The sequence below is a fragment of the Colwellia sp. RSH04 genome (genome assembly GCF_003545765.1).
Taxonomy (GTDB): Bacteria; Pseudomonadota; Gammaproteobacteria; order Enterobacterales; family Alteromonadaceae; genus Colwellia.
In genome coordinates, this window is the sequence record NZ_QXIO01000011.1 from 1 (window position 1) to 12,264 (window position 12,264).

General features: G+C 39.6%; 13 protein-coding genes. 9 read left to right on the plus strand and 4 right to left on the minus strand.

The window, feature by feature from the left end; all coding sequences use genetic code 11:
- Positions 1–476 precede the first annotated feature (476 nt).
- Both D1094_RS15325 and D1094_RS15335 read right to left on the minus strand, forming a co-directional pair.
- Positions 477–1,022 carry a helix-turn-helix domain-containing protein gene (locus D1094_RS15325; protein WP_182440211.1) on the minus strand — a complete coding sequence of 182 codons (546 nt, stop codon included), beginning with the start codon at positions 1,020–1,022 and terminating at the stop codon, positions 477–479.
- Between the two features lie 846 nt (positions 1,023–1,868).
- Complete coding sequence (locus D1094_RS15335; RefSeq protein ID WP_118960994.1) at positions 1,869–3,014, minus strand: AraC family transcriptional regulator; 1,146 nt, start codon at positions 3,012–3,014, stop codon at positions 1,869–1,871.
- A 167-nt stretch (positions 3,015–3,181) separates the two neighbouring features.
- Here D1094_RS15335 and D1094_RS15340 point away from each other — a divergent pair, with 167 nt between their 5' ends.
- Genes D1094_RS15340 through D1094_RS15350 form a run of 3 tightly spaced genes read left to right on the plus strand, consistent with a single transcriptional unit; the run spans position 3,182 to position 5,275 of the window.
- The gene (locus D1094_RS15340) at positions 3,182–3,871 is read left to right on the plus strand and encodes a hypothetical protein (RefSeq protein WP_118960995.1); all 690 of its coding nucleotides are present in this window, start codon (positions 3,182–3,184) and stop codon (positions 3,869–3,871) included.
- Entirely contained in the window at positions 3,868–4,527 is a 660-nt protein-coding gene (locus D1094_RS15345) for a hypothetical protein (RefSeq protein WP_118960996.1), read from the plus strand. Before D1094_RS15340 ends, D1094_RS15345 begins: the two co-directional genes overlap by 4 nt.
- Position 4,528: 1 nt before the next feature.
- Positions 4,529–5,275: a hypothetical protein gene (locus tag D1094_RS15350; protein WP_118960997.1), complete on the plus strand. Its 747-nt coding sequence runs from the start codon at positions 4,529–4,531 to the stop codon at positions 5,273–5,275.
- A 495-nt stretch (positions 5,276–5,770) separates the two neighbouring features.
- On the opposite strand, the gene trpS is transcribed toward D1094_RS15350, so the two are convergent.
- On the minus strand, positions 5,771–6,799 hold the full coding sequence (gene trpS / locus D1094_RS15355) for a tryptophan--tRNA ligase (RefSeq protein WP_118960998.1): 1,029 nt from the start codon (positions 6,797–6,799) through the stop codon (positions 5,771–5,773).
- A gap of 367 nt (positions 6,800–7,166) precedes the next feature.
- Here trpS and D1094_RS15360 point away from each other — a divergent pair, with 367 nt between their 5' ends.
- Positions 7,167–7,442: an HU family DNA-binding protein gene (locus tag D1094_RS15360; protein WP_118960999.1), complete on the plus strand. Its 276-nt coding sequence runs from the start codon at positions 7,167–7,169 to the stop codon at positions 7,440–7,442.
- A 66-nt stretch (positions 7,443–7,508) separates the two neighbouring features.
- Here the strand turns inward: D1094_RS15360 and D1094_RS15365 are convergent, their stop codons facing one another.
- The gene (locus tag D1094_RS15365; RefSeq protein WP_118961000.1) at positions 7,509–7,751 is read right to left on the minus strand and encodes a helix-turn-helix transcriptional regulator; all 243 of its coding nucleotides are present in this window, start codon (positions 7,749–7,751) and stop codon (positions 7,509–7,511) included.
- A 129-nt stretch (positions 7,752–7,880) separates the two neighbouring features.
- On the opposite strand from D1094_RS15365, the gene D1094_RS15370 reads away from it, so the two are divergent.
- The 5 genes from D1094_RS15370 (at position 7,881) to D1094_RS15390 (ending at position 12,261) form a co-directional block, all read left to right on the plus strand.
- The gene (locus D1094_RS15370; protein WP_118961095.1) at positions 7,881–8,132 is read left to right on the plus strand and encodes a hypothetical protein; all 252 of its coding nucleotides are present in this window, start codon (positions 7,881–7,883) and stop codon (positions 8,130–8,132) included.
- Positions 8,125–9,312, plus strand: a complete 1,188-nt coding sequence (locus D1094_RS15375; protein ID WP_118961001.1) for a tyrosine-type recombinase/integrase — start codon at positions 8,125–8,127, stop codon at positions 9,310–9,312. The genes D1094_RS15370 and D1094_RS15375 overlap by 8 nt, the downstream gene beginning before the upstream one ends.
- Entirely contained in the window at positions 9,305–10,228 is a 924-nt protein-coding gene (locus D1094_RS15380) for an HD domain-containing protein (protein WP_118961002.1), read from the plus strand. Before D1094_RS15375 ends, D1094_RS15380 begins: the two co-directional genes overlap by 8 nt.
- A gap of 17 nt (positions 10,229–10,245) precedes the next feature.
- Entirely contained in the window at positions 10,246–10,803 is a 558-nt protein-coding gene (locus D1094_RS15385) for a hypothetical protein (protein WP_118961003.1), read from the plus strand.
- 84 nt (positions 10,804–10,887) lie between these two features.
- Positions 10,888–12,261 carry an AAA family ATPase gene (locus D1094_RS15390; protein WP_118961004.1) on the plus strand — a complete coding sequence of 458 codons (1,374 nt, stop codon included), beginning with the start codon at positions 10,888–10,890 and terminating at the stop codon, positions 12,259–12,261.
- The last annotated feature ends 3 nt before the right edge of the window (positions 12,262–12,264 follow it).

The window sequence follows — 12,264 nt, forward strand, 5'->3', positions numbered from 1 at the left end:
TAGCAGAGGCCAGGTCTTAGATTAGGTTGCGGTTTCTTTCATAAAGGCATTTTGTCGATTTTAGGCTCTGCTGAACTAATTTTAGTAACTCAAGGGTTAAGGTCAGCTTTTGGCTAGCTGAAGAAGTATCCTATTCTCACTAGCCTAATGTTAACAAAGATACGAAACCGGACATTTCACAAATTAGTTTTTATGACTTCTCTGTGCTATAAGGCGACGTTGGGATTGAATGTTTTCAACGATCACTTTGTACGTGAAGCGGACTGTCGTCTATCAAGAATTACAATGGAAAAAATTCACTCTGCCCCAGTGGTTTTTGCGTTTCGCTACTTTAGCAAGCTGATAAATCACAATTTTCGAGTTTAGTTTTTAGTGGCCTTAAAATGCATTCAGAAAGAAAAACAGAATACAGCAAGCAAAGCGCATTTACTGCGTATCCAGCAGTGCTCCCCAACATGTTTTCTAGATTCATATTACTATGGATGGCTACTACCCCGACTAAAAAAGCTATGACACCAGAGGCGTAGCAGAAACTTATTTGCTTGTTGTAAATCAAAGCCAAAAGTTGTGCCTGGTTGCCCCCCTACAATATCAGAAGCGAAAAGGTATTTAAGGCCTTTTATCGACTTTACCAATCCTTCAACACCAAACGTCACTATAGTTATCGTCGCTACATAGGTAACCAAAAAGAAAAAAACAACCTTATTGCCGTAGTTTAATGGCGTAGCAGCCAAATTAAACAGTGTAAATATTGAACTCAATACAACAATTAGCGCTATCAACCTATGCATAATCTTTCTCCTAGTCCAGTTAACTTCTATGGGATTTTCAGACGATTGCAATTGATTAGGTGACACTTCAAGTGCGGATGCGAGGGCCAACGCTGATTCAGCAGAGGTATTTCCCTCAGATTCAATTCGTTGAATTGTTCGTAGCGATAAACCTGAAGCTTTAGCTAGAACCTCTTGAGACCAACCTTTATTTCCGCGAACTTGCTTAAGTTTCTGTGTTGATAGTTGCACACTCTTTCCTTTTTCAACCTGATTTGTTGCTCTGTCAGGTTTCAATATTAAAAATGTAATCGAAATAAGCGAGAAGTTTGTCCCGACAAATACACGCCAATCTACGACATTTGCTCCAATTTCAATCTGGAATAGCTAAAAAAATGGGTTCACGTACATTTAAAATAAGTTATTTATTTTTAAGAAAATGAAGGGCAGCTTCCTTAAAGCTTTCGCCGGTCAAGCCAGTCCTTGCGCATGGCTGCCAGTCGCTTCTTATGTGATTTTCATTTACTAAGGTTTCAAGTTGCTAGACAAGATCCCCTTATCTGATACTGTTTAAACTCACCTATTATTACTAATAATGGACCCTGAAAATTTGAAGTGTCATTTCATGCTTTTGAAAAAGTATGAAAATAAATAGAGCAAGCGATCCCCAATTTCCAGCCGCTTATCACAATTAATATTATTGTCATACCTGTTACAGAAAGGTTAACCCATCCGAAAAGCAAACTGGTTAATATTGATAATGCAGCCAAAAGACTGAATATGCCGAAAAGCTTAATAGCTTTGTTTTGATGAAACATGTCGAACGCCCAAAAACATATTGTTCCAGACCAACAGAACACTGCAAAGTATGCAAAAGCTTGATTCATTTCAATCGTCAGTAAAAAAAGGCCCCTAAAAACTTCTGCTGAATATCGGTTGCCTTGGAAAAGTGCTCAGCTAATTGTGGCTCAATAACACCGCTCATAAGAGCAGATAAAATCATAACAATTTTCCTAACCCAATAAAGAATTAAACTATATAAAACACTACTGCGGTTAAGCCCCCTCAGTTTACCGTAATAGGTCAGGCAAATGCTTATCATAATTGTGTTACTGGCGTTTTTCTGTACTGGCTGGGTGTCACGCCAGTGAACTGTTTAAACGCTTTGTAGAAAGAAGAGCGTGAATTAAACCCTGTAGTTAACGCGATATCCAGCACGGACTCGTCTGTATCAACCAGCATTTGTTTGGCGTCATCTATTCTCGCGCCGTTAATAAAGTCAAAGAATGTTGTACCAAGCTGTTGCGACAAGGTTTGTGAAACGTATTGCGACGGTTTATGTACCATTGCAGCGAGTTTCGCCAACGTTAAGTCGGGGTCTAGGTGTGCCTTTTCGCTGGTAATTGCCTGGTTAAGTTTCTCTGCGATAGCGGCTAAGTCACTATCCGTTAAGGCAGAACGCTCATACGCCTTTTTGGGTTGTTGCTCGGTTGCCACCGTCGCGGGCGGTGGATTGTTTTCAAAGCCGGGTCGCTGCCCTAACCCATTGGCACACATTACCCAGACAATGATCACAACCAACACCAGCACGCCGTTTTCAGACACACCAATAAACTTCAGTCGGTCTTCAAGCGCTAACACAATCAGTGAATAAACCCAGGAGAACACAACAAGCAGGGTAACACCACTAAACCAGCGGAGGCTTTTTCCTTGTTCATTTGAAAATACATTTTTTAGCTGACGTCGGTACTTGACCGTTCGCTTTAGCAACATAACGACGTAAATACAGCTTAACACACACCAAATGAGAACGGCTGCAAAGAACGCACCGGAGAGAAGATGGATATAACGCTCATCGCTACCTTGTTCTGAGAAAAATAGGGCGATGAAAGAGGGCGATGGTAAAAAGAAAATAGCACATCCCAGCATGCCCGCAAACGGCAGTGGCAGAAAATGCGCCCACAGTGCTGATGTCCACCGCCATTGATGCTCTGATATCAGTGATGCGTGATAAAACCACAAACTGGGAAGTAGCAAGAAAAACAGTAAAGGCAAAAGGCTGATATACAGCTGAATCAGCCAAGGCACAAACGCAAAAATGATTGGGCCTGTAGATAACATACCCAGACAAAACAGTACCAGCATAAATGGGCGCTTTGACGGTGAGGGCATTTGCAGCGGCATCAACAATAACGTAAATCCGGCTACCGCGAGCGCCAGTGTTGCTAAGAAAACCTCAGACACAAATCTATTCCTATTTTTTTTCAGCCAGAGCCGTCGAATGAAACTAACATGGTAGCGCGTCAACAGCAAAAATACTGTCCGAGTTATGTAGAAAAGACGAATCAGGACACCGTACACCTTATTATTAGCACATTAATCGAGCTGTTAAGTAGTAAGGAATCGTTACCATGAATCACAACACCACTGATAAGAATGTATCAAATCGCTCACTAATGGGATGGGGCGCAAGCGCATTTTTCGCGATGCCACTTTGCTATGTGGGTATGTTTTTAATCTTCGGTGTCGCTCTGTCCATTCCCCAGTCAGAGTCTGTCAACGACAAAATTGCCTACATAGCTACACAGGAATCCATGCTCAGTCTGGCCTACATTATTGGTTATCTGATATTCGGAACGTTGCTTTTAATCGCGGTACAAGCGATGCACACACGCCTTACTACTTCTTCATCGCACCTGATGAATGCAGCAAGCGCATTCGGCTTTATTTGGGTCGTGCTTATGATGTGTTCAGGTATGATTGCATTGACCGGCATGCATACCATGCTTACTCTGTTTGCCAAAGGCAACTCACACGCGGATACCCTGTTTTACGTTTATACCACCATGGTAAAAGGCTTAGGTGGCGGCATTGAACTGATCGGCGGCATGTGGGTGTTGCTTTTAAGTATCTTCGGTCTAAAAACCGCACAGCTTGCGAAAGGACTGCATATTTTTGGCGTCATCGTGGGTGTGCTCGGTATCCTCACTGTTATGCAGTCAGTGCCAGAAATGAAAGACGCTTTCGGCGTAAGCCAGATTGTATGGTTTATCTGGATGGGGATTGCCTTACTCAAAAGTCGCGCAGAGTTCACACAATGAGTGTGATTGCCTTACTGCACTTTGTTGTTGGCTGTGGCGCTGTAATAGCAGGCTTTACATCGCTGCTAGTGAAAAAAGGCAGTACAGTGCACAAACAATCAGGCAGGATGTTTATGGTAACGATGTTACTGCTGAGCCTAAGTGGATTTTACCTCTCTTATGCTCGAGAACTGCAGTTTACGTTCTTGCTCTCTGCATTTGCACTTTATCTGGTAGTAACAGGTTGGCTAGCTGTCTGGCACTCAGCTCGGGATAGAACACACGTTGCAAAATGTGAACTAACCTTCAGTGTGCTGCTCTGTTTAACCTGCTTTGCATGGTTTTTTCTCGGTACCGCACTGAACTGGAGCCCCCCAGAAACAGAGCCGCCTTATGGGGCGTATGCGTTTATTGGCGTGTGTGTAAGTGTGTTCATGTTGGGTGACATAAAATGGCTAAAAAAAGGCCAAACGAGCGAAGACAACCACATTCATCGTCATCTGACACGGGTCGGCTCGTCAATGCTGCTCGCAACTACCGTCTTTTTTCTTGGCAATAATCACGTACTTCCTGAAAGCATGCGCACGATGATAGTTCTGCTTACACCTATCTTTAGTGTAATTGTGATCACCCTTTTTTATCGCTTTACTTATCTGCGTTTTCGCAAAGGTACATAACATGCACATTCTATCATTTCCTTTTTTTCGGTATTGGCGCGAACACGTGGCGCTTTTACTGTCTGCGTGTATCTGCTTTGCTGTATCAACTAATGTGAAAGCATCATTCGATGAAACAGCGCCCCATCATGCATTAGAAGCTTTACGTGTAGCAACGCTGGCACTCAACAACAGAGAAAATACATCATTAGCTCTGGCAGTGCCTTACGACAAAAAACTCTCTGACACAGAAGGCAATCAAACCACGTTGCGTTTTGACCCATCAAAGCCGAACGGTATGCAGTGGGCAACTCTGTCAATCGTCGGCAAGTCGTTAGCAGAGGTGAAGTTACCTAACCCGTTTATGCTCACACCTGCCGTTGTCGATAAGCTTAACTTAACTTACTTTGAGGAGGAGCCGGACTATTGGGTGTTTAAAGGTGATATGGATATTTACTCAACCAATGAACCTGAAAAGAATACCGATAAACAGGCAGAGGTAAATTTCGATAAGTACCTGGTTGCCTTTGTCGGAATCGACAAACAAACGCGTCAATTTAAACGATTGAGTTTTACCAACCTCGACTCGTTTCGTCCGAGCACCCTAGCAATCATTGACCGCATCGTCATTGATGCGCTGTATGCACCATTGTCAGAGAACGGCCCTTTGGTCGCCGTACAATCACAACTTACCATTTCAGGTAGTTATGGCTTTTTGTATTCGTTTGAAGAGGTGATAAAACAAGAAATTGAAAAAGTAGGCGATTAATAAGCTTCTTCTGTGCTTTCATGGGAAAGAAAACAAAACGATCGATTTACGCGCAGAGAGCGCCTCCAGAGAAAGGATTTCGATGATTGGGGTTATTTCTGAATCAGGTGTTCACTACAAAAGGCCTGAATGACCGTTGTTTGTCTTTGTTAGCCTAAAATGCCTTGGTTTTGAGGACTAAATTAGGTCAGCAGTGTGGCAAAGGTTAGCGTTCTGATATGGAATACGACTGGCGGGTATGAGCTTAAACCAGCCTCACAAATGTTCAGAAATATTTGGCTATCAATTCGCTGATTATTATCGTGGTTTCACAAAAGCTAATGTCGGCAATTGGCTAAGGAGCTGAAGTATAGATTAAGTCACGCGAAGCTTCCCTTTTGCGAACAGAGCGGTCATTTTTCTTATCTCGGTTTGTGCCCCAAACCGAGATAGAAAAAATCTATTAGTTCAGGTAACTCATTGCCCTTGTTTTTATATACTGAGCATGTTTACTTTTTACAAATGAAATAAATTAAGGCCAAATGCTCGTTTGACATTATTTAAAACTTGATTTGATTCTTCTTGAGATTTTTGGCTACCAATTCGAAGAATATCTATCAATTGAGCTTTATCTGATATAAATATTTCCCTACGCTCTCTCAATGGTTTTAATAAATCTTGTAAGCACTCCTCTAGAATTCTTTTAGTTGTTCCATCACCTAGCCCACCTTTTTGATATCTAGCTTTCAAATCATTGATATAAGTTGGATCAGAGTGAAATGCATCTAAGTAAGTAAAAACAACATTACCACTAATTTGGCCGGGGTCTTCTACGTTTAAATGTTTAGGGTCGGTATACATAGATTTTACTGCTTTCGATATGTCTTTTTCACTTGAACTTAAAAGAATACAGTTACCCATAGATTTAGACATTTTACTTTTACCATCAGAACTCGGCAAACGAGGTACTTTACTTAATAATGGGCGACACTCCACTAGAATATCATCCTGTGCGATATGATTTAATTTTCTAACGATCTCATTTGTCTGTTCAATCATTGGTAGTTGATCATCACCAACTGGAATTAAAGTTCCTTTGAACGCAGTAATATCAGCGGCTTGGCTAATCGGGTATGTCAAAAAGCCTGTTGGGATCGAATTACCGAATGATTTGCTTGCTATTTCATTTTTTACAGTTGGATTTCTCTGTAATCTAGCGACAGAAACTAAATTTGAGTAATACATTGTTAATTCAGACAGCGCAGGAATAGTCGACTGTAAACAAATAGTTGTTTTTAGAGGATCAATACCGACAGCCAAATAATCAGCGACTACATTTAAAATATTGGAAGATACTTTATGAGGATTGTGACCGTTATCAGTTAAGCCTTGTAAATCGGCGACCAAAATGGTTTGCTCATGCTCATGTTGCAATTTTACTCGCTGCTGAAGCGATCCAACAAAATGCCCGAGATGAAGTTGACCTGTTGCTCTATCACCAGTTAATATTTTTTCTTTTTTAGTGTTGTGTATTGTATTGCGCATAATATGACTCTTGATTAATATTGCTATCAGAGACATAAATTATGATATTCATAAACGGTCTTCCGACAGCTTTGAATAGGTATGATTCATCGCCGCTCTATAAAATAGAACGCCACCATGAAATTGAAATGAAGTTGAATGTAGTGTTTGTTTGCATTTTTTAAGACTATCATTCAAAAAAAATAAATTCAATATAATTTAAAAGAGCAACGGTTCCACTAATTTTGAGTCAAAGAGATCATTTTCCTAAACCGCTTTGTGCCCCAGAGCGCCATAGAATCAGAATTATGCTTCAATAATTATTGCTCTACATAGGCATATTTGCTTAGTATTAAAACAACAATAAAAACCAAATAGGAAAATAACTATGAACAAAGGTCAATTAGTAGATAAAATCGCTGAAGGTGCTGATATCACTCAAGCTTCTGCAGGTCGTGCATTAGATAGCTTAATAGGTGCGGTTTCAGCTGAATTAGCTAATAGCGGCGATGTTGCACTAGTGGGTTTTGGTACATTTAAGGTTTCAGCACGTGCTGCTCGTAAAGGCCGTAATCCACAAACAGGTGAAGAAATTCAAATTGCTGCTTCCAATGTACCTAGTTTTAAAGCGGGTAAATCCTTAAAAGATGCATGTAACAGCTAATATAAAACAGCTCAAATATTAGTTATAGAAAGTAAATTTGAGCTTCCCTCTCTTAATTTCTCAGTGTTACTTTAAATCTACTTCTACATCATTTGGTACACGAAAAACTAAATCTTCAATTTTGCAGTCAAAATAATCACAAAGCTTATCAAGGTTATCAGTTACAGTACTGTACCCTTTTTGGTTACAAATTTTTGTTAAAGTCATTCTGTTCATTCCACACGCTTCCGCAACTTCAGCGATTGTAACCTTTCTTTCTTCATTAAATTCTTTGTCTGCAATAAGCTCTTTTACTTTAAAACGTAACACTACTTCTCCTAATAGAACAAAAATATACCTAAAGTTATTGACAAAGCCCAGTAAATGATCATATATTTAATCATAATGATTAAATATATGATCATTTATATTGATAAACTTAACTTAGAGGTAGTTTATATGAGCAGTAAAAAGTATAGCACTTATATTACAACAGATCAGCTATCCGAGCGGATTCATTACACAGCGAGGACAATACGTAATGAATTACTCGATGCATGTTTAATTGAAGGAAAGCATTACATCAGGCCATTTGGTCGTAGAAAGATACTTTTCATTTGGGAAGCTATTGAAAGTGACATGTTAAACATTGCTCATGACTCGTTAGCAATTGCATACGATAAACCTATGGAGGTAGTAAATCATGGCTAAATTATCATCACGTAAAGATACAAAAACTCTCTATTTTGATTTTACCTTTCAAGGAAATCGTTACCGAGAGAAAACGAATCTAAATGATACAAAAGTGAATCGCCGTCGTTTACAAAAAAAATTAGATCAAATTAATGCTGAACTGCTTACAGGACAATTTGATTATTTAGCTCACTTTCCTGCAAGCAAAGTTGCTCAAAAGCTCTTTCTCGATGAACAAAAGATTTCAGGGGGAGCTAAGAATAACGTGCCACTTTTTGAAAACTTCCTTGCTGAATGGTTTGAAGAAAGCATTTTAAAATGGCGACCTTCACATCTTAAGAACATGGAAAGCATGAAGAAAAAGTATTATTTGCGTGCCTTTTCAGGGAAAAAGATCGACAGCATCACTCGCGCTGATTTACTTAAATTTCGTACCTCTCTCGCCAAAGAACCGGGACGAAATGGACGCTCAACCCTGAGTAATAATCGCATTAATAAAATAATGGATCCATTGCGTAGAGTATTTGAGGAAGCCGCCGATCGTCATGATTTTAACACGCCCTTTATCCGAATCAAGCCATTGAAGATTGAAAAAACGGATGTAAACCCTTTTTCATTTGAAGAAGTAAACCAAATAGTCTCTACCGTCAGGTGTGACTATAGACGTTACTATCTAGTTCGATTTTTAACGGGTATGCGTACAAGTGAAGTTGACGGTTTAAAATGGAAGTATGTCGACTTTTCCAACCGCATAATCAAAATCCGTGAAACGATTGTTGCTGGCGAGTGTGACTATACCAAGAATGACTTTTCACAACGTGAAATCTCAATGAGCCAACCTGTTTATGATGCGCTAAAAACACAAAAACAAGTAAGCGAAACGCTTTCTGAATATGTGTTTTGTACAACATCAGGTCAGCCCATTGACCATAACAACGTAACTAAACGTATTTGGTATCCACTGCTCAAAAGACTTGGGTTAGAAAAACGTAGACCCTACCAAACAAGGCATACAGCAGCAACCTTATGGCTTGCAAGTGGTGAGTCACCCGAATGGATTGCAAAACAAATGGGGCACTCGAATACGCAAATGCTCTTTCAGGTCTACTCACGTTTTGTACCCAATCTAACACGCAATGACGGCAGTGCATTTGAAAACCTTCTTAAAAATAACCTTCCAGGAGTAAATCATGACTAATTCACCTTATACCCAATTAATGCCAGCAACTGTAGAACAATCTATTCAACCTTTATTGACTGAGGTAAGTTCTTTTAAACGCTTTAAAGGTGCATACAAACTTGTTGGAAGTACTGAGCGTATTGATAAATCAGGTAAAGCTTATTGGATAATCAAGCTTTCAGACATCAGTACCAGTATTAATGTCTACTGCTTTAATATGAATGAGTTCGTTGAGCAGTTAACAATTAACTCAATTGTTCATATTGAAGCGACCTTAAAGTATGTAGATGGCCATCAGTATGTTCGCTGCGCTTTTTTGCAATCACTACTAGGTAGTGTGAGCAATCAGTTGCTAAGCATAAACTTACTGCCAAGTTGTTATTGCCCAGCACCTGAAACGCTATTAGCGCTTAAAACCTTGGTTGATAGTCTCTCCTCACGTCATTTAAGTCGATTTATATCGGATGTTTTAGTCAGTAGCGATGTTGGTATTAATTACCTTCAGTGTCCTGCAAGTCTGCGTCACCATCACAACTTTACGGGTGGCTTACTCGCCCACAGCGTTGATGTAGCCAAAACACTGTTAAGGGAGAATCAATTTAAAGGAATTGAGCGCGATATTGCCATTATCGCCGCACTAATTCATGACATAGGTAAAACAAAAACCTTGTCCGCAGATGGTCAAAGAACACATTTAGGGAGCTTAGTCGACCATGATGAATTAACGTTGGAAATATGTGCTAAAGCTTTTGCAAGGCTTGATAAATTTGAGCCTCAAAGTGCTTTACTACTTCGCCATATTCTTACCTGTGCAAGCCCTGGAAGTCGCTATGGCTATGAAGCAATAACAACTATTGCATCAAAGCTTCAGATAGCAGATAAAGCAAGTGCTGCAGCGCACTATACACCTACTTCACTTGCACAAATAGCTTAATCATAGGAGAAAAACTCATGACAAATACCAACTCACCTTTATCAAATCAAAAGAATACCGCCTTTTTGAGCAGTGTAATCAAAGTAAACAGTGAGAGTAACCCTGATGCACTGAGCAAGAAGCAATGGGCTATGAAGTTTGAGGATACCCTACCTGGATGTTGGACACTGCAATACCAAACTGAGCTAAACAAACGCTACTCACACTATCTTGATGAGATAGAGGCTAGTGTGCAAGCAAGCCAACATGATATTGAACTCACTGATATCAAGTGCGAACGTAATGCAACGTTTTCTCAAATTCTACTTACGGTACAAATAACCCCATTTATCAGTAACATTCAGCTTGTACTTAAAACAAGTGATAAGGATGAAGTGTCGCTTTGCTCGCTAAAAGAGATAGCACAGGAGTTTGATGATGAGTTAAATTTTGAGAATCAAAAGATTAATCTTGCGCAAGCATTGAACCAAAGAATTCCTGACTTTTGTTTACCTGCGGGTCAGCAACTGCTATTGAGAATATCTGGTGGTATTTTGCTCACTGACAACATTTTACTTGTAGCCAGCTACACATAGACTTACTCCCACATAGACATAGTGATAGAGATGTCACTGTGTCTCCCTTTCTCTATTTTCTTATTTCACCTATAGGTATTTCTCATGAGCCATTTAACTAAAAATCAATATGATTACTGTCACTTCAAACTATACGCGCAACTAGATAATTTAAAGCGCTTTGACATGATGACCTCAATCACTTCATTCTCATTGGCAACAGCTTGTTGTTATATCGATGATGAAAATCACTTACAAGATATCATTAGCTTTATGTCCTTTGAGCAGCAAAAAGGGTTCAAGTCACTTATTAGTACAATACAAGAGATGCCACCTACTCCCGAGTTTGTGGTAGAAGTACAACAGATGATAATGAGCGTTTTCAAAAATTTCGAAGTAACCATATCAGTATTAGCAACCGTCTCAGATATTTTGGGTGTTATCTTTAGTGATAGCTTAACTGGACAGAAAAAGAGTAAAAATAAGTTTGAAGAGAATGGTGGTAAACAACCTGAGTTAACTTCTATTTTTTCCAAAGAAAGGCTAGCGATTGAAATGAAACACAGAAAACCGAAGGACATGCCAAAACTTAAGGAGCTTAAAGCATTAGGGCCAAACAAAACACTGTATTATGCAAAGCATAATACAGTTAACTCGTTATCATCGCTAGCGACATCATTCCCTAACTTTCAGTCTGTGATTGCCCAAGTAAATGCTGCCTGCCAAGTAAGTTTATTAACAAAAACACCATTATCATTACCCGTCATTAATTTGCAAGGTCATCCCGGTATTGGTAAAACGCAATTTGTTAATGCCCTTGCAAGAACACTAGCGTTAGAGTTTTTTACCATTAATGCTGCCGCCATGACTGGTCGATTTGAGCTCTGTGGTGGTAACCCTCAATATGGCGATGCTGATTTGGGGGCGATAGGCAGAATTATGTGCTTTGAGGCAAAGTCAGCATCGCCCATTATACTCATTGATGAGCTATGTATGGCTAAAGATAATCATCAAGAAAGTATCATTCAGCCACTGTATTCCTTTTTTGAACGAGAGCAGCGTAAGTGCTTTAAAGAAAACTTCTTGAACATTGAGTTAGATTTATCTGGCGCTATTATTTTTACCACCACCAATGATTTTGAATCACTAAAGCCGGCACTAAAGTCTCGTGTAGTGAATATAGAAATTGAAGCACCTACGCCAAACCAAATGCAAGCAATAGTCCAGAGCATATATGAACAGTGTTTAGCTGACATGAAGCTTGAAAGTTATTTCTCTAGTAAGTTATCAACTAAATTACTTTCAGCCCTTTGCCACCTACCACCCAGAAATGTTTCTGAGCAATTAAGGCTAGCCATCGGCAAAGCATGTGTTCGAGCAGAAGGTGCTCAAAATGTTGTGTTAGTTTTTGATGATTTTGATCATTTTGATGATACAGATATTCAGCATAGTGTTAAAAGTACTTCAATAATCCACTAGCTT

What these genes read in the sequence shown, in the direction of transcription:
- D1094_RS15340 (WP_118960995.1), top strand. Translation starts at nt 3,182, where the DNA reads ATGAATCACAACACCACTGATAAGAATGTATCAAATCGCTCACTAATG.
- D1094_RS15345 (WP_118960996.1), top strand. Translation starts at nt 3,868, where the DNA reads ATGAGTGTGATTGCCTTACTGCACTTTGTTGTTGGCTGTGGCGCTGTA.
- D1094_RS15350 (WP_118960997.1), top strand. Translation starts at nt 4,529, where the DNA reads ATGCACATTCTATCATTTCCTTTTTTTCGGTATTGGCGCGAACACGTG.
- trpS (WP_118960998.1), bottom strand. Translation starts at nt 6,799, where the DNA reads ATGCGCAATACAATACACAACACTAAAAAAGAAAAAATATTAACTGGT.
- D1094_RS15360 (WP_118960999.1), top strand. Translation starts at nt 7,167, where the DNA reads ATGAACAAAGGTCAATTAGTAGATAAAATCGCTGAAGGTGCTGATATC.
- D1094_RS15370 (WP_118961095.1), top strand. Translation starts at nt 7,881, where the DNA reads ATGAGCAGTAAAAAGTATAGCACTTATATTACAACAGATCAGCTATCC.
- D1094_RS15375 (WP_118961001.1), top strand. Translation starts at nt 8,125, where the DNA reads ATGGCTAAATTATCATCACGTAAAGATACAAAAACTCTCTATTTTGAT.
- D1094_RS15380 (WP_118961002.1), top strand. Translation starts at nt 9,305, where the DNA reads ATGACTAATTCACCTTATACCCAATTAATGCCAGCAACTGTAGAACAA.
- D1094_RS15385 (WP_118961003.1), top strand. Translation starts at nt 10,246, where the DNA reads ATGACAAATACCAACTCACCTTTATCAAATCAAAAGAATACCGCCTTT.
- D1094_RS15390 (WP_118961004.1), top strand. Translation starts at nt 10,888, where the DNA reads ATGAGCCATTTAACTAAAAATCAATATGATTACTGTCACTTCAAACTA.